The 18,048-nt window shown below is 44.5% G+C and carries 16 protein-coding genes; 12 read left to right on the top strand and 4 right to left on the bottom strand.

Annotated features, from left to right (window positions below; translation table 11 throughout):
- The first annotated feature begins 136 nt into the window (after positions 1-136).
- From QFZ78_RS05235 to QFZ78_RS05210, 6 genes are all read left to right on the top strand, one after another.
- Positions 137-1,942, top strand: a complete 1,806-nt coding sequence (locus QFZ78_RS05235; protein ID WP_307545980.1) for a cache domain-containing sensor histidine kinase — start codon at positions 137-139, stop codon at positions 1,940-1,942.
- Entirely contained in the window at positions 1,932-3,479 is a 1,548-nt protein-coding gene (locus QFZ78_RS05230) for a response regulator (protein WP_307545979.1), read from the top strand. The genes QFZ78_RS05235 and QFZ78_RS05230 overlap by 11 nt, the downstream gene beginning before the upstream one ends.
- Positions 3,480-3,743: 264 nt before the next feature.
- Positions 3,744-4,604, top strand: a complete 861-nt coding sequence (locus QFZ78_RS05225) for an ABC transporter permease (RefSeq protein ID WP_307555501.1) — start codon at positions 3,744-3,746, stop codon at positions 4,602-4,604.
- Between the two features lie 12 nt (positions 4,605-4,616).
- A complete protein-coding gene (locus tag QFZ78_RS05220; protein WP_307545978.1) occupies positions 4,617-5,501 on the top strand; it encodes a carbohydrate ABC transporter permease in 885 nt (294 codons plus the stop codon).
- A 103-nt stretch (positions 5,502-5,604) separates the two neighbouring features.
- The gene (locus tag QFZ78_RS05215; protein ID WP_307545977.1) at positions 5,605-7,251 is read left to right on the top strand and encodes an extracellular solute-binding protein; all 1,647 of its coding nucleotides are present in this window, start codon (positions 5,605-5,607) and stop codon (positions 7,249-7,251) included.
- 300 nt (positions 7,252-7,551) lie between these two features.
- Positions 7,552-7,704, top strand: coding sequence for a hypothetical protein (locus QFZ78_RS05210; RefSeq protein WP_307545976.1), 153 nt, complete (start codon positions 7,552-7,554; stop codon positions 7,702-7,704).
- A gap of 177 nt (positions 7,705-7,881) precedes the next feature.
- Here QFZ78_RS05210 and QFZ78_RS05205 read toward each other — a convergent pair whose 3' ends face one another.
- Positions 7,882-9,114, bottom strand: a complete 1,233-nt coding sequence (locus tag QFZ78_RS05205) for an MFS transporter (RefSeq protein WP_307545975.1) — start codon at positions 9,112-9,114, stop codon at positions 7,882-7,884.
- A 503-nt stretch (positions 9,115-9,617) separates the two neighbouring features.
- On the bottom strand, positions 9,618-9,788 hold the full coding sequence (locus QFZ78_RS05200; RefSeq protein ID WP_307545974.1) for a MerR family DNA-binding transcriptional regulator: 171 nt from the start codon (positions 9,786-9,788) through the stop codon (positions 9,618-9,620).
- 166 nt (positions 9,789-9,954) lie between these two features.
- Here QFZ78_RS05200 and QFZ78_RS05195 point away from each other — a divergent pair, with 166 nt between their 5' ends.
- Positions 9,955-10,839, top strand: a complete 885-nt coding sequence (locus QFZ78_RS05195) for an RCC1 domain-containing protein (RefSeq protein WP_307545973.1) — start codon at positions 9,955-9,957, stop codon at positions 10,837-10,839.
- 463 nt (positions 10,840-11,302) lie between these two features.
- Here QFZ78_RS05195 and QFZ78_RS05190 read toward each other — a convergent pair whose 3' ends face one another.
- A complete protein-coding gene (locus QFZ78_RS05190; RefSeq protein WP_307545972.1) occupies positions 11,303-11,578 on the bottom strand; it encodes a hypothetical protein in 276 nt (91 codons plus the stop codon).
- Between the two features lie 624 nt (positions 11,579-12,202).
- Here QFZ78_RS05190 and QFZ78_RS05185 point away from each other — a divergent pair.
- Positions 12,203-12,772, top strand: coding sequence for a restriction endonuclease (locus QFZ78_RS05185; protein ID WP_307545971.1), 570 nt, complete (start codon positions 12,203-12,205; stop codon positions 12,770-12,772).
- Positions 12,773-13,332: 560 nt separating this feature from the next.
- On the opposite strand, the gene QFZ78_RS05180 is transcribed toward QFZ78_RS05185, so the two are convergent.
- Positions 13,333-13,878 (bottom strand): TetR/AcrR family transcriptional regulator, encoded by a 546-nt coding sequence (locus QFZ78_RS05180; protein WP_307545970.1) that lies wholly within the window; start codon positions 13,876-13,878, stop codon positions 13,333-13,335.
- A gap of 318 nt (positions 13,879-14,196) precedes the next feature.
- Here QFZ78_RS05180 and QFZ78_RS05175 point away from each other — a divergent pair, with 318 nt between their 5' ends.
- The 4 genes from QFZ78_RS05175 (at position 14,197) to QFZ78_RS05160 (ending at position 17,861) form a co-directional block, all read left to right on the top strand.
- A complete protein-coding gene (locus QFZ78_RS05175; RefSeq protein ID WP_307545969.1) occupies positions 14,197-14,685 on the top strand; it encodes a cytochrome P460 family protein in 489 nt (162 codons plus the stop codon).
- A gap of 340 nt (positions 14,686-15,025) precedes the next feature.
- Positions 15,026-15,355 (top strand): hypothetical protein, encoded by a 330-nt coding sequence (locus QFZ78_RS05170; RefSeq protein WP_483874718.1) that lies wholly within the window; start codon positions 15,026-15,028, stop codon positions 15,353-15,355.
- Positions 15,356-15,570: 215 nt separating this feature from the next.
- Positions 15,571-16,740: an MFS transporter gene (locus QFZ78_RS05165; protein ID WP_307545968.1), complete on the top strand. Its 1,170-nt coding sequence runs from the start codon at positions 15,571-15,573 to the stop codon at positions 16,738-16,740.
- Between the two features lie 80 nt (positions 16,741-16,820).
- Positions 16,821-17,861, top strand: coding sequence for an NAD(P)-dependent alcohol dehydrogenase (locus tag QFZ78_RS05160; protein WP_307545967.1), 1,041 nt, complete (start codon positions 16,821-16,823; stop codon positions 17,859-17,861).
- The last annotated feature ends 187 nt before the right edge of the window (positions 17,862-18,048 follow it).

The following is an 18,048-nucleotide window of genomic DNA, read 5'->3' as shown; positions in this document are numbered from 1 at the left end:
AAAACTGGTGGCCACAGCGTATTGGCTTTAGACAATTGTAACAGTCAGTTATATGAAGGAAATTTCTCACGGGTGTAGAAATACTTGTCAACACTGCAAGTCATCATCGTATGAGAAGAAAGTGGGGGCTGCCTGCGTGTGGAGACAGTGGGTAAAGAAGGCCAGTTTTAAGAGCAAGCTGTTGATAGGTATTTCCGCTATCATTTTCTTTACCGTGAACCTCACCGGGCTGATTTCCTACCAAACGCATCTTCGTTTATTCGAGGAGGAGGTCAAGGATCAGTATGTGAAGGCAAGCGAGCAGGCCATGACGCAACTGGAGCTTCGTATTCAGGAACTGTACCGGATTTCGAATTATATTGTGTTTAATCCGACCATTGAGAGAATCATCGCGAATCTTTCCACAGGCGGCCGGGAGACGTCGTACGCCGATCGGCACTTTGAGCAAGAGCAAATAGCCGAGCAGCTGCGGCAGGTCAAATTCGATGCGCCGCAGTTGCTGTCTCTATACTTATACGATCGATCTGGCACCAACTATTATCACAACCTGATGAAAGAAACAGTGGAGCCGCTGAGCCAGAAGGTGTTCGACGAAATCCAGAGCAGCGTTGCTTCCTCCAAAGGCGATCTGGTCTGGACCCGGAAATCGATCCCCAGTCAAATCGAGAAGAGCGGCTACCGGAAAGTCATTATCGGATCACGCTGGATGAAGAATAACGTAAATGAGGTTTATGGACTTCTAGTTATGGTCATTGACGAGGAATTTATTAACCGATCGTTCCAAGAGCTTGGTGGAGGCGACGGAGGCCGTGTGTATTTATTTGATCCTCAAGCGAAACAGCTCTATACGAATGAGCCTGATGGAGGCGAGGATGAAAAGCTTGAACATTTCCTGCATGGCAACACTACAAGCATGATGGAAGAACGCGGGAAAGCAACTTATTTGTATACATCCGTCCATTCCAAAAATATTCAGTTTACGTTGGTAAGCCGTGTTTCGTTATCCGATATTTTCCGAAAAAGTCGATTCATTCTGAACACTAGCTTATGGCTAGGGCTGCTCAGTATATGTCTCAGCGGGCTGCTTATCGTGCTGCTTAGCAGCAGGCTGCTGGCTCCACTGAAGGAGCTGGTCCAGGCGATGAGAATGATGCGGGAGGGGAATTTTGACATCAGGATTACCCCTCGCACGAATGACGAATGGGCATTTCTAGGTGAGAGCTTCAACTCGATGGCGGCTAATGTGCAGGAGCTGATCAAGAAGGTATATATCAGCCAACTTAGTGAGCGGGAGGCGGAGCTGAGGGCGCTGCAGGCACAGCTGAACCCGCATTTTCTATACAACACGTTAAATGGACTGTACTGGAAGCTGTATTTGCAGAATGATCTGGACACAGCGAATCTGGTGTACTCGCTGTCCAATCTGCTTAAGTATTCCTTGGAGCGCCTCAAGAAAAGAACTACCCTTCGCGAGGAGCTTGCACAGATCGACAATTATTTGCGTATCCAGGCGGCCTTCCTGGAAAATGACTTCGACGCCAGCATTCATGCGGACGACGATGTATATGACTGTGAAATTCAGCGGTTGCTTCTTCAGCCGCTGGTGGAAAATGCTTTTGTACATGCCTTTCGAGACCAGACTGCCCCTAAGCTGCTCGAAATTCGAGCATATCGACTGGGAGATCTTCTAAAGATTGAGATTAAGGACAATGGTCGCGGGATGAGTAAGCAAGAGGTGGAAAGACTCTTCACACCAGCATCTGAGAGTGCGGAAGAGCGAGGTTCCCTAGGTGTTCAGAGTGTCATGAGACGGATTAGCTTAGTTTATGGGTCTCCCTATCATCTGGATATCGTGAGTGTTCCTGCACAGGGAACGGTAGTGCATGTATACTTGCCCTTGGCACAGACTGGCAAGGAGGAGGCGAATACAAATGACAGGTAAGCTGATGCTTGTTGAGGATCAATCTTTTTTTCGCAAAGGGCTTCGCAAAATGATAGAGGAGCACTCCTTAGACTGGAAGGTCGTTGGAGAGGCGGAAAATGGGAGTGAGGCACTGGAGCTGATTGAAGTTCTGCAGCCGAATCTGGTGCTAACTGATATTCGGATGCCGGGAATGAGCGGCATTGAATTGGCCGAGAAGCTGCACGGCCAGCGCTCGGGCATCGACGTTGTGATTTTGACAGGGTATGATGATTTTTCATATGCGCAAGCTGCTGTACGTTTCGGGGTCATTGACTTTCTGCTCAAGCCCTGCAACGATCAAGCCCTTATGGAAGTGCTGCAGAAGGCTTACGTACGGCTTGAGGACCTGCTTCGACAAAAGGAGGAACGGGAGGCCGATCAGCGCAGGAGAGAAGAGGATCAGCTGCGAGCACTGCTTCTGAGATTGCCGGGCTTTTCACATGATGAGAAGCAAATATTGCCTAACGTAGCGGGAAATAAGCTGTTGTTAATTGCAGTAACGGACTACATTCCTTCCCATAAAAAATATCGTCCGAGCGACCTTAGCCTGCTGCAATTCGCCATAATCAATATCCTGACAGAGTTGCTTCAGCAGCAGCAGCTGCACGGTCCCTTCATTTCGCTGGAATATGACCGCTTTTGCATCCTGCTGGAGGGTGATCAAGATCAGGAGATGATTATGCAGCTTATGGAGCAAATGGTGGAAAGCTATTTGGCGATCAAGATTATACTGCACTGCTCCGAACGGATTGCTAATCAGAAGGAGCTCTCTTTCTTATATGATTCATTTGTTAAAATGATAGGGAAAGAAGACTCTGCAAGAAAAGACAGATTAGAGGCAGAAGCAGCAGCGATTCCAGCCGCGAGCGGGCATCGTGTGAAGGAGCTGCAGACACAGCTAACCGGTGCCATTCTCCTTGGAAATCCGGACAAGCTGGTGCAGATAGTAAATGAGTTGGCAGAAAAGCATGACGCTCTCCCGCTCGAGGATGCGAAGATGGAAGCGCTGGGGCTGGCCTTCGCTATGCACCAGGTAGCGAAGCAGCAGCTGGAGCATGCTGAGAAGAGCCCGCGTTTGGCGGAGCAAATCGATCGGCTGCAGCGATTATCCACAGAGAAGGCTATCAAGGAATGGACGAAAGAGCAGGCAGGACGCTTCCTCGAACTATATGATGCATGGCGCCTGCATAACCAGGAGGGCATCATCCGACGCTCGCTGGAATTTTTGGACAAGCATTATATGGAAGACTGCACGCTGACGGATCTCGCGAATCGGGTTCATGTGACCCCCGCCTATTTCAGCAAATTGTTTAAGAAGGAAACAGGAGATAATTACAGCACTTATTTGACCAAGCTCCGGATGCAAAAGGCGGTTCTGCTGCTTGTACATTCAGATATGAAGGTGTTCGAGATCGCGTCCTCTGTCGGTTATGATGATCCGAATTATTTCACGAACGTTTTTCGCATGTTATTCAAGATGTCGCCGAGTGATTACCGAAAGCAACTCAAGAGTTGAACGAAGCCGTTTCAAGGGACAACCTTGAGACGGTTTTTTTCTTTCTGTGCAAAAAATTACAGATTGTGTGCTTGAAATTCAAGGTTTCCGTTTGGAAAACTCCGTAAGATAGAACTACAAGGGCTACAACGACAGCTCAATTATGCAGATGAGGTGATGTAGGTGGCTGTCCAATCGAGCCAGACGGATCCGGTGCCCCATACCGATACAAACCGATGGCTGAAAGCTAGCACCATTAAGCGAATCAAGCAGAACATTCCGCTCATGCTGATGTTTTTGCCCGGACTCATGTTCTACATGATTTTCAAATATGCTCCGATGGGTGGTGTGATCATCGCCTTTAAGGACTTCAACCTTCGAGAGGGCGTATTCGGAAGTCCTTGGGTTGGAATGGACAATTTCGTCCAGCTCTTCAATCAGGTACAGTCACTTCAAATTATTCGAAACACGCTGCTAATCAGTATTGTTGGGATCGTTGTAGGGTTCCCCGTTCCGATCATTCTGGCGATTATGCTCAATGAGGTTCGAAAAATGTGGTTCAAGCGGGTAGTTCAGACGTTGGTTTACTTGCCGCATTTTCTTTCATGGGTTATCGTAGGCGGTATCGTTCTCTCGTTATTCGCGCTCGAATCCGGCACCATCAACCGTTGGCTGGAAAGCATACTCGGGGAGCCGTATCCGTTCATGTATGAGAAGCTCTCCTGGCTCATCATCTATTTCAGTTCAGGAATATGGAAGGAAATGGGTTTTGCAGCGATTATTTACTTGGCGGCCTTGGCCGGAATCGATCCTCACTTGTACGAGTCAGGGAGCATCGACGGGGCCAACAAATGGCAGCAGATGCTGCACATTACCCTTCCCGGCATTAGCACGACGATCATTTTGCTGTTGATCCTGTCCGTGGGAAAGGTGATGGATGTGGGCTTCGACCAAATTTACAATTTGCAAAATTCGGTTGTCTCCGATGTGTCGAACGTGATTAGCGTTTATATTTACCAAATCGGGATTCAGCGTGGACAGTACAGCTTGACGGCAGCGATGGGCTTGTTTGAAAATCTTGTCGGCTTTGTTCTCGTGCTCTCGGCTAATTATATTGCCCGCAAATTCAATCAAGGCTTATGGTAAGGAGGAGCAAAAATGAAAGCAACCTTGGGAGAAAAAGTATTTTATGGAGTTAACTATTTCATTCTGCTCTTGCTGGGTTTAAGCTGTCTGCTGCCGCTAATGCACATCCTGGCCTTATCCTTCAGCGATGCTCACGCTATCATGTCGGGACACGTAGCCTTATGGCCTGTAGGATTTACGCTGGAATCGTTCCAGTCGTTGTTCAAAGGGACCCGAATGGTAGATTCGTTCAAGAATAGCATCATTATTACGCTAGTAGGCACGCTACTATCCATGATCGTTACGGTACTGACCGCATATCCGCTCGCTAGGAAATATTTTATCGGCAAACGATTTTTCATGCTGGCGTTTCTGTTTACGATGATGTTTGGCGGCGGCACCATTCCGAACTATCTGGTCTTAAAATCTCTTGGAATCATTAACACCTACTGGGCTCTTTGGCTGCCGGCGCTCGTCAACACCTATAACCTGCTCATACTGCGTTCTTTTTTCCTTGGAATACCTGAGGAAATCGAGGATGCGGCACGAATTGACGGGTGCGGCGAATGGAGGCTGCTGGGCAGAATTATTATTCCATTGTCGCTGCCCGTGCTCGCTACATTAACCTTATTCAATGCGGTAGGTTTCTGGAATGCATTCCTGTCTGTCCTGATCTACATCAATGACACACACAAATATAATCTGACGGTGCTCGTTCAGAACATGATTCAAAGCCAATCCGTACTGCAGGAGGTCGTTGCTTCACAGCTGATTCAAGCCGATGACTCCGCTCAGATTACTCCCGAGGGGATTAAGGCTGCAGGGATTATCACGCTAATGGCACCTATGGTGATGGCTTACCCGTTTCTCCAAAAATATTTTGTGAAGGGCGCGTTGCTGGGCTCTGTGAAAGGCTAGAGCTTCTCGTTTACCTTGAGCGGGAGGGATGTGAATGAGTTAATAAGGGATGGCTATCGAACAACGAATGAACAAACCAATGAAGAAAAAGAGGGGATTGTATATGAAAGTTGGAAGAGCATGGTTAAAAGGCGGAGCTGCGCTGCTGATGACCTCAGGACTGATTGTTGCTGGCTGCTCACAGAGCGGTACTACTGCGCCGATGAACACCGACAACAAGCAGGCTGATGTGCGTAAAGATATATCCGCAACGATCTATGACCGGGGATCCGTTCCGGCGGCAGAAGGCTCGATTGAAAATAACCGATGGACTAAGTGGCTGAATGACAAGGGGCCGGCCAATGTAAAGTTTGTTGCCGTGCCGAGATTCGAATCTCAGCAGAAGCTGAATGTGCTCTTTGCGTCTGCCAGCGCGCCTGACTTGATTTTTGAATATGCCCCGCATATTAAAAATCCGCTGATCGATCAAAAGCTGCTCATGCCTCTTGATGAAATGATTGAGAAGCACAGCACGACCTATAAGCAAATGCTGCAGCAGTATCCGGCGCTGAAAAAGGTCGGCATGAAGTCGGACGGCAAAATCTATGAGTTCGCCCGGCTGTCGGAGGTATATCCGATACATGCCCTGCTGATCCGTGAGGACTGGCTGAAGAAGCTAAATCTGCAGGCTCCACAAACGACGGAAGAGTTGTACAAGGTAGCGAAAGCGTTCGCAGAGAACGACCCGGACGGCAACGGTAAGAAGGATACGCACGGTATTGCTATCAGCTTGCAATCCGGTCAGGTTGTGGATCAAATATTCCAAGCTACACGCTGGGTCGTGAAGGACGGCACAGTGACACGGAATTGGGATAACTTCACAGCCGTAACGGATTTTAAGAAGCGCTTGTTTGATGAAGGCATTGTGGATAAGGATTTCTTGAACGATAAGAATGGGGCGAAGGCGAAGCAGGACTTTGTGAATGGCAAGGTCGGCATTTATCCGCTGCAGATTAACTGGGTCAGCTTCGCACAAAACGAATTGACCTCACTTAAGAAGAATGTTCCGGACGCTATCGTGACTCCGATTGCGTATCCGAAGAGCCCGGCGGGTCAGTTCAACCCGGCCTACGCGAACCCGGTGCAAGCAACGGCAGTCGTGAACGCTAGCACGAAGCATCCGGATGCTGTGATGAAGTTCGTTGACTTCCTGGTGAAGCAGGAGACGGCAAGCACGCTGAAGAATGGGATTGAGGGCGAGCATTGGAAGCAGGGAACGAATGGATGCCCCGAGCCCATCAGCGCAGAGAAACGGAAAACGGAGGTGGCGTGGAACACCGACACCCAGATGCTCAGCAGCCCCGTTCTCGATATGAAGTGCGGCAAGTTGGAGATGAGCTTCAACCTAAGCGAACCGGTTCAGAAGGAAGGCTTCGAGATGTACAAGAAAGCAATGCAAATCTATTCAGACCCGAATAAGCCGTATGTGGAAATTACGCACCCGGAGCACATGCCGCAGCTGCCGAAGGATATTGAAGCTATCTCCGGCCCGCTTGTTAAGCCTATTGATGACATGTTCGTCAAAGGAATTTTGGGTGGGAAGGCGTATACGGCTGAACAAGCGACGAAGGATGCAAAGGAGGTATGGGAGAAAGGCAACGGGAAGAAGATTGAGGAATGGTTTAGACAATGGTATGAAAAGGACAGCAAGAATGCCTTCTTGGCAAAAGATATGTATGAAATACTGAAGCAGCAAACTAGCCAGAAGTAAGAAGCGAGGGGACGAGGTATACAGCTGCTGCGTCCCCTTTTGTATGTGTAAGCGCATTGGAGGTTAATATGATTGATTCAAATTCTTACACCGTTCCTTTAGATTTTCCGGCTTCTATCGTCTCTGAAAATGAAAAAGACCATCTATCGGTGAATTAACACTGACAGATGGCCGCTTGCGGAATATGAGATTAGTCACTTTTCCACGTCAATCAACAATCGCCAGAATTGCGAATGCTTTAAATGTTCCGAAGAGGATTTAATCGTTGGTCCCCAGTATAGTCACGATGATTTGATGCGAATGGTCATTGAACAGCATATCTCTGATTTTATCGATGAAAATCGGGAAGTGATAGCTAAAGCAGTAGCAGAGGTTTTGGTAAATGATAAGCAGGTAATAAAGTTGAATAAATTATTGAAGACAATTTTAAAAACTGCAAGTGAAACAATGTGATTTTTATTGATGTCAATTAGCGCAGCGTTAGTCTAGGACTTTATTTCTAGACTTTGGTTTGTTAGGAGTCTCGGTTCGGGTTAGTTGATTAGTGGTAATTTCGTAGTCCTTTTCACTACTAATAAAGCAAGCCCCGATTCCTACAAGGATCGGGGCTTGTTCGTTCTCTAGATTCATTTATTTCCCGCCCGCAACTGTGTCTACAGTGATCGGTTGCCGGACGTCCATTAATTTTCGTTTGGCAATGAACAACGTTAAGATCCCGCTTGATATTGTAATGAGGGCGAGCGTCAGTAAAAATGTGGAGATCCCAAACCAATCGAGACAAGCACCGGTCGCAAGCAGCGAAATCTGGAACATGACGCGGTCAAGCATTCCACGAAATGAGAAAAAGCGGCCTTGTGCTTCTTTCGGCACTTTGATTTGGAATAGTGTAGATACCATCGGAAAGAAAAAAGCGACTGCGCAACCGAACATAACGAAAGAGCCGAGAACCGCAAAACTGCTCTCGCTGAAGGACATTCCTGCAAAAGAAAGCGCAAATAATAACATAAACAGCGTAGAGCTGGTTACCAGATTCCGCATGCCGATCACACGCTTTGCGAATAGACCTGCAATCAAAATGCTAGTGCCTTCTAAAGAATAGATCCAGCCCATCAGTTCCGGTTTCTGCTGGATTTGACTAAACTTCAGTACAAGCAAATTAAAACCGCCTAGAAACAAAGTAATAACCCCGCTATTGATAAGTGCGATGAATATAGACGGTTCTGATCGAATAAGTGGAAACAACTCCGTAAAGCGGATTTTCTCCTTCTTTCTTGCAGCCAAGGTATCCGCAGTATTGGGAATCCTCAACTGTGTAATGAGCATCACGAGGATGACGTAAAAAGCAAGCGATAGCGCGTAGACTGTGTACAAATTCATCATGGATACCAATATACCTGCTGCTGCAGTGCCGCCAATTCTCGCTATAGTAATCACGTTAAAATTTACGCTGTTCGCTTTAAGAAGTTCGGAGGCTGGAACGACGGAAGGCAGCGCTGCTTGTACGGTAGGCATATAAACAGTAGCCGCTACTTGCATGATGACGACGGACAACAGCATGATGGCGACAGATTGATACTGTATGGCCGCAAACATGACAATCGGAGCCAGACAGCGGACAATCCCTGATATAAGCAATATTTTTTTCTTATCATAGCGGTCTGCCCACACCCCGGCTTGAGGCGAAATGAGAACACCGAGAAATAAACCGCACATCAAGATCAAGCTCTTGCCTAAATCAGACGGGACGTGGCTTTGCATAAATTGCAAATTGGCAATGACGCTTGTCCAAATACCTGCGCCCTGAATGGCTTCTCCGATCATCATGAAAACAAATGTCCGATTCCGAAGTAACGAATAATTCATACCTAATCTCCAATCTAAATGACACTCAGAATCTTCCAATTATAGCACGTACGTTCGTGATGTGTCTATTAGAACACGAGGCCGAAGAGGATCTCCTGCCTACGCTCGGGCGATGGCGATACGCCTCGTTATCGCCAGGAATGAACTTGTAACTAGGGAAATAGATAAGATTTTATCTGGGTAAGAAGAGTATCATGTCTGGTACGGGAACGTATTTAGATATCCCATATGAGTCAATGATAGAAACTGTTGAGTTTAGGAAATTGATTGAGATTTGGCTAAAGGAGTTAATGGATTTAAACAGTAATGCATACAGTTGATTTGCCAATTGCTCATTTAGCTTCTGCAGTATTTCGAATCAGCCTTATGACCTCTTCGATTCGTTGCTTTTCTGTTTGAATGTTATATTTCTGTAGATTGACTACCCATAGAGCCTGTTCTCTGTGGCCTTTCTTTAATAACCTCATGACATCGTAGACGACAGGAATATCGTATCCCTTAATTTAAACATGTAAGGCAACGAATGCTTGAACATGGAACGATGTGTAACATCTTCTTTTACTTGCTGTTCGAGGTACGTCGGGTACCAAGTCGAGTTCTTCATATCGTCGCAAGTTGGTCGTGCTAACGCTAAGTTTCTTGGCAATCTGCTTCGGCGTATAATTGATTTCCATTGTTGATCACCTTTCCTTTAAGTTAAACCTTAAACTTCTACAACAATATTAAACGAAATATTTGGTTTCTGCGCAAGGGTTCAAGGAATATGAAACGAAATCTTGCATGAATGTTATATGATCAAATATGATCGGATGGAAAGAAAAGAATACGAGGAGGTAAAACATGGATTGCATTTCACCGAAAGAAGCGGCGTTAAAGGTGAAAAGGTGGCCTAAAGATACCATAGCGGCGGGTTATCGTCATACCGTCGGGCTTAAATTGGACGGCACGGTGACAGCTGTGGGTGATAATAAATATGGCCAATGTGATGTAAGCGGCTGGCGCGATATTGTGGCGGTTGCGGCGGGTAATGCTCATACGGGTAATGCTCATACAATCGGGCTTAAATCGGACGGCACGGTGGCGGCTGTGGGTTGGAATAAGCATGACCAATGCGATGTAAGCGGCTGGTGCGATATTGCGGCGGTTGCGGCGGGTTGGCGTCGTACCGTCGGGCTTAAATCGGATGGCACGGTGGTGGCTGTGGGTCGAAATAATGAAGGCCAATGCAATGTAAGCGGCTGGCGTGATATGGTGGCGGTAGCAGCGGGTGACTGGCATACCGTCGGGCTTAAATCGGACGGCACGGCGACGATTGTGGGTAATAATCGGTATGGCCAATGCAATGTAAGCGGCTGGCGCGACATAGTGGCGGCAGCGGCGGGTTACCTTCATACCGTCGGGCTTAAATCGGACGGCACGGTGGCGGCTGTGGGTTGGAATAAGCGTGATCAATGCGATGTAAGCGGCTGGCGCGGTATTGTGGCGATAGCGGCGGGTAGTAATCATACCATCGGCCTTAAATCGGACGGCACGGTGGCGGCTGTGGGTTGGAATGAGCATGGCCAATGCAATGTAAGTGGCTGGCGCGATATTGTGGCGGTTGCGGCGGGTTGCGCTCATACTCTCGGCCTTAAATCGGACGGCACGGTGGTTGCTGTGGGTGATAATGAATATGGCCAATGCGAAGTAAGCGGCTGGCGTGGCATCCAACTGCCCGGCAATTAGTTTACAATATTAATAATACATATAATGAAAGCCATGCGCCGATTTCCCTCGCATGGCTTATATTTTGTATTAATAGCCAAATGTTTTACACGACATCACGGAGCAGCTGAGGGTCGAAGCCAGGTACTCAGGGCTTTATTTTGATTGCAACTACTTTTGCTTCACAAAAGGGGAATGCGAACCGGTTTTGCTTCCATGCCTGAAAAGGTGAAGGGTTTACTCTTAGGAAAACTTTTGGATGAAAATGGACTAAACCTTTAAGATTTTGCAAATCTTAACAAACCCTCATTATCGCTTTCTTGTAATTAGTTCAAGAGTAAGATTTACTACTCCTGTAGATTCATTGTGGAGTACTTTGACCTTTTGATGGGGATGACGCAATGTATTTCTCGAAAGGATGGATAGGCCCTATTAGATTCACACTGTTAAGTAATACAAAAAAACTACCCGAAGGTAGTTAACTCTACAATTTTTTAAAGTTAAGAACAAGTCCACCAGTGCCTTCTAGACTTACAACCCATTTTAATGCGTTGCCTGATCCTATTTTTGCACTCACAGATACTTGAAGATTATTTAATTCAAAGTTGGTAAACTTGGCTGCGATTTTTTCAACGATTTCTTGAGTAAAGGGAACAAGTTCTTCATTGGTGTCGTCTTCTGTTAAGTCGCCGAGTGTATTAAAGGATTTTTCAACAGATTCTTTTTTTACTGGAATATAGAGCTGGATGTCATCAGGCATAATATCATCATCTCCCTATAATTAATAGGAAAATTATACCATTGTGTAGTTTTGAAGTCAGTAATTTAATTTAATTCTTGCATGAACGGAGCCTAGAAATAGGCTCTTTTAACTTTGTAGAGGTAGGAGAAACATGGCAAACGAATTTATTGACGGTGAAAGACTAGCTAGGCTAGAAGCAAAATTCGAGACAGAGCTAACAGCTAAAGTCGACTTGAGATAGCGGAGGGGGCAGCAGGAGAAAGGAAAAGCCATTGTTGAATATTATCGTGATGGCGTTGGCTTTCGTGAAATCGAACAAGGCCCCGATGGTCTCCCGAAAAGGATCGCTAACGCAGTTGATCTTGCTTATGATGAGGCTATTCTCGACGCACTGGATTCTTGGAAAATGGGATGGAGGGACCTAGCACCACTTAAAGAAAAAGACTGGGGTAGTAAGTACTTCAAAAATGGGAAATTGAGTGTGAGGACTTTGGTGGACATAAGTTGGAAGTATTTTATCTTTCTGACTTTAATGTTGCATGAGGGTAAGTGATGCGATTCCCCATCTTATCTTTATTGTAGTTTAAGTTAGAGTTTTTTGATCTTACTTTTTGTCAATAATGTATGGATGGAGGGATGTTTATGAGTTTTCAGACCGTAGTTGTTGTGCTAGTAATAAGCTTAATACCAATGATGTATTATTATTTCCGAGAAAAGTTAAACCAAGAACGTGAAAACATTATCGGAATGTTGAAAATCAATCACGAATTACGTGATACGTTAAAACATGGTATTTACCAGAGGTTTAAGAAGGATGAGGATAATCCTGATAAAGAAGACCCTTTTGATTTTGAGTATTTTGTAGCAGAAATTATGGAACACATACACGATAGTCGAACCTATGTCACAAAAAAATCTGGAGATTTTGGTGTTGATATTGAAGAGTATCGGGAAGACGGTTTATACCTTGGACAAGTTAAGTGTTATGACAAACCTTTAAAATATGAACCAATAGCAATAATCCACTCTCAGATGATAAAACAAGGTGCAAAAGGTGGTTATGTAGTAACAACCAGCAGTTTTACAGAAAAAGCACGTGACTACGCAGAAGGACTTAATATCGAACTAATAGAAGGTACACAATTAGTAGAAATGTGGTTAAGAAGATTGGAGTCAAGAGCCGTTTTCCATAACCCAACGTTAGTGCATTAAGTAACCAGAAAAGCATCATCATTCGATGATGCTTTTCTCATTCCCATCAGAGCGAAGAAGCAATATAGAGGTGTGTTGATGTGGATTGGATTCAATCATTCATTCATTCATTCATTCATCAATCAACTTTATCCCATTCCCGATTTTGACAAGAACTTTATCTCATTCACGACAGATGGTTGGGAGTGAATGAGGTGGATATAGAAATAGCTGGAAAGGATACCTAATGATTGAACTGGCAGGTTAACGCAACTATTTAAGTTCCATTAAGATGGGCTTTGGTTTGTTGAATTTAGAAGAAAGGGTGAAGGAGTGTAACAGAGAAGTACGTTTTAGGATGGGTCAGAAGACAGGCTTAGCAGTTGAATTTAAATTTCCTTATTCAAAAATGTGCGACAAAATATAAAATCCTGGATGGTTATACTTTGCTGGTTTATCCCTTTGTAGAAGGCATCGAATAATCCAGAAAGACAAGCAAAATTAGACGGCCTCATTCCGATGGAGTTCAGGAGCAAGGCTGCCTAACAGTTTGTAATATTTATGCTGTGTACTTGATGGGTCTACACATTCCTCTCTATCAATTCCCCTAACTGCTTGGCTAATTCTTGGTGGGGGATTGGTCGGTCATTCTTAAACCACCATTCCACTACACCTACGTAAGCAGATGCAATAAAACGTACAGTAACATCCCTATCGAATCCCTTGTTTATTCCATTTGTAACATCTATGTCTTTAACAAACTCTTCGATCTGATAGTCCATGAATCGCTTATGAAAATAAGGAGCTCCCTTACTCGCTAACATCGTGGCGAAGAAATCATAATTATTATCTAAGTATTCGGTGCAAATGAAAGAACATTCAATATGATCCATGTCCGCATGGTCAACGCACATTTCTCTCATTTCGTCTATGTGTCCTTCAATCAGCTTATCAAGCAGATCATATTTATCCATGTAATGAAGGTAAATGGTCCCACGGCTTACATCCGCTCGGTCCGACAGATCTTGAATAGTAATGTCGTCAAAGTTTTTTTCAGCCATCAATTCAAGAACCGCTTTCTTTAATGCTTGTTGGGATTTTTTAATTCTTCGATCAACTTTCGGCATCAAAATTCACCAAACTTTCTATATTAATTAACGTTAATAAACTATAATCGTGCAACTGTGTGCTTGCCTCTAATAATTGACAAAACACACCAACTTAACCATTGCGTGCTCCCCATACACGTATATAATTATAGACGAATGTTTAATAATACATCAAGGTCTACTATTGGTTATGTTTTCAACGACCAAGAAAGGAGGATTAGCACGCTCATTAGACATTTCAAACAATTCATTAGTAAGTTGGCGGCAGTTGTAAGCACTTGCTGCATAGAAAAAAGCTTCATTTGAAAAAAATGATGTTTCGAAGGAGGGAAAACGGTGAAAAGAATATTTTGGCTTGTTCTCGGATTAGTGCCAATTTTAGTAGTCACCTCATGTGGAAGCAAAAATAATGACATGATGAGCATGACTGGACAGCTGGAAGCTAAAGTCGAGAACTATCAAAAAAATTATGATAATCCTGTTAAATTTCCTGGAAATTACGAGGATGGTATTCTCTATTCAACTATAAAGCGAGGAAATATCACAGAACCGCTATATACAAGTCGGGAAGCGATTGAGGCTGCGAAAAACGGAGAGCCTTTTCCTGATGGAACAGTACTCACTCTTGTGATATATAAAGATGGAAAGCTTGATGAAACTCTCGTAGCGGAAAAGCGCAACGACTGGAACGATGAGCCCTCAGGGGAGAAAAACGGGGATTGGCGTTATCAAGCATTCAATCCCGACAGGTCGGTAAATGAACAGCGCAGCATTCCAAGCTGTATCTCCTGCCACGCAGGCCAGGAAGTTAATGATTTCACGTAAGCTTGTCATTGATTTTATGATGCTGATTTTCACGATAGTCGCAATGGCTTATTCGATTACTGGAAATCGGGCCCACGAAATAGTCGGAGTATTCCTGTTTATCTTGTTTATTGTCCACAATATCTTAAACCGGCGCTGGTATAAGGCGATCCTTAAAGGCAAGTACAATGTATAGCGAATTATCGGTATAGCGATAAATCTGTTATTTCTGATGACTATGACTATGGCGCTGATTAGTGCCGTGCCTATATCCCGTGATCTATTCGACTCTATTTCTACCAATGATGATATGCTCGCTAGACAGACTCATGTTCTATCTGCATACTGGGGATTTATTCTTATGGCTGTTCATATTGGAATATCCTGGGGAAGAATCATTCAAACGGTACGAAAAATGACAGGAATAACTGCTGAAAATCGCCAACGCCTCATTATCCTACGTATACTTGTGGTGTTAATTGTTATCTATGGTGTGGAAGCTTCCGTTAAGGGGAATATGGGTTCCAAGCTATTTATATATAATCCTTTTGGTTGGGGCGGTAATGGTTCTCTTTTAAGTTTTATTAGAGATCAACTAGAGATCATGGGAATCTATATCGGCGGGACTCATTATTCGTTAATATTTATGCGGAAGCAGAAGGTAGCCATCAACGAAAAAATGACTGATTAGCGTTTTTTAAGGTGGTTGAAGCACAATAATTAACACTTTTAATGTGAATGTTCAATACTTGACAGATTAAGCGTAATTAACAATTGAAGAAGTCCTATACATGTTTAATATATAGACATATGTGCTACATCAAAGAAAGCCGACACTAGCTGGGATCAATGTGCTAAGAAGAAGACATTTATAATAGCCTATTTGGACATAAATCGAGGTGTATTTTGGTTAAACGCAATAATTTGTTGATTTTCATTTTAACCGTAGGAGTCTTCGGCATTTTAAATACCGAAATGGGGGTTATTGGATTATTGCCTTCCATCTCTGATCACTTTAATGTGAGTGTATCCACTGCAGGATGGTTGGTAAGTTCTTTTGCCCTTGCAGTTGCAGTGTCTGGTCCAATCTTGCCATTATTGTTTTCGGGTATGAATCGGAAGAAGGTCATGTTACTGGTACTTGGTGTTTTCGTTCTGGGGAATATAGTCTCCATATTTACATCTAGCTTTACTGTTGCATTAATTGCTCGTGTAATACCAGGGATTTTTCATCCAGTTTATTGTTCATTGGCATTTACTGTAGCTGCGGCCTCGGTTAATAAAGAAGAAGCTCCAAAAGCTGTTTCAAAAGTTTTTATTGGAGTATCTGCCGGAATGGTAATCGGTGTACCAATCGCCAGTTTCATTGCAAGTGTAACTACTTTACAAATGGCGATGGTATTCTTTGCTGCTGTAAATATTATGGTATTCATTGCTACATTACTATTTGTACCATCTATACCTGTTGAGGAAAGACTTTCTTACGGAGCACAATTATCCGTATTAAAAAAACCAATTACATGGCTTTCCATCGTGGCTATTCTTTTAATCAACTCAGCAATATTTGGAGTTTATAGTTATCTTGCTGAGTATCTGAAAACTGTTACGAATATGTCTTCGAATACAATTAGTTCAATGTTGTTTATATACGGTGGTGCCAATATTATTGGAAACGTAGTCGCAGGAAAGCTACTCACTAATAATGCTAGCAAATCTGTCGTATCTTTTCCTTTTATATTAGGAGCTGTTTACACCATATTATTCTTCACAGGACAGTTTAGCCTACCAATGGCGATCATTACTTTAATCTGGGGTATATTAGCTGGTATAGGGGCGAATATGAATCAATATTTGATGATGTCTTCGGCTCCTGAAGCACCTGATTTTGCTAATGGACTATTTTTAACATCTGCTAACTTAGGGGTAACATTTGGTGCTGCTGTAGGTGGGTTATTTATAGAGGAAATGGGTACACAATATGTCGTATTAGTGGGACTACTATCATTAGTATTGAGTTTTATAACCATTTTACTAAGAAACTACATGTTTACTCCCACTCGACAAGTTTCAAGATAAGGAATTCCTCTATTTTTTAAACAAATCTAACCAATACGAATGAAATAACAAATAGTTCATGAATTGTAGGAGGTAATACGATGATAATTGCTAATGCACGTGCTGTATTCAGCCCAGAGGGTCCGTTCAAACTGACCACGATTGAGCGCAGGGATCTTGAGCCGCATGATGTCCTTATTGAAATTAAGTACGCAGGTATTTGCCACTCTGACATCCATACAGCCCGCGGCGAGTGGGGACCGGTAAACTATCCTCTCGTTCCAGGGCACGAGATTGCCGGAATAGTCATCCAGGTTGGTTCGGAAGTTACAAAGTATGCCGTTGGCGACCGAGTAGGGGTAGGCTGCATGGTTGACTCCTGCAGAGAATGTGAACACTGCCGTAAGGGAGATGAACAGTATTGCCTCAGTGGAAATACCGGCACCTACGCCGCGATCGATAGGTACGGGCAATATACGCAGGGCGGTTATTCCACTCATATCGTCGTAACCGAAGAATTCGTGGTCCGAATTCCTGACAGCCTTGGGCTTGACGTTGCCGCTCCGCTGCTGTGCGCCGGTATTACAACGTACTCGCCGCTGCGCCACTGGGGAGCTGGCCCTGGCAAGAAGGTAGCCGTTGTTGGATTTGGTGGGCTTGGCCATATGGCAGTAAAGCTCGCTCATGCCATGGGGGCAGAGGTTACGGTTTTATCACAGAGCCTGAAGAAGAAAGTAGACGGTTTGCGTCTTGGTGCGGACCAATATTATGCCACGAACGATCCAGAGACGTTTAAGACATTGGCGGGTTCGTTCGACCTTATCGTCAATACAGTAAGCGCGAAGATTGATATTAGTGCCTACCTTTCGTTGCTGGCGCTGGACGGTACACTGGTCAATGTCGGTGCCCCAGCCGAGCCGATGGAGGTTAACGTATTTCCGCTTATCCTTCAGCGTCGGTCGTTTGCCGGCTCAATGATCGGCGGCATTCGCGAAACGCAGGAAATGCTTGATTTCTGCGCTGAACACCACATTGCTCCTGAGATTGAGGTTATTGCTGCTAAGCAGATTGATGAAGCTTGGGCGCGCGTATTAGCTTCCGATGTCCGGTATCGCTTCGTGATCGACATCAACACGATGTAGAATGAATAACGAGTAATGGGCACGAAGAAGAAGATCCATGAATTATGATCCAAAAAAAAGTAGCAGCAGCAATGGGGAAAATGTATGGATATTTGTGTCAAAAATGCAGGGAGTTTTGTGTCATTAGATGTAGGGTGACAAGAACATATTCTCATTAATAGTCGCGTAAATCGCGGCTTTTATATTT

Origin of the sequence: Paenibacillus sp. V4I5 (genome assembly GCF_030817255.1) — a bacterium.
Classification (GTDB): Bacteria; Bacillota; Bacilli; order Paenibacillales; family NBRC-103111; genus Paenibacillus_E.
This window is presented reverse-complemented; position numbering and strand designations above follow the sequence as displayed.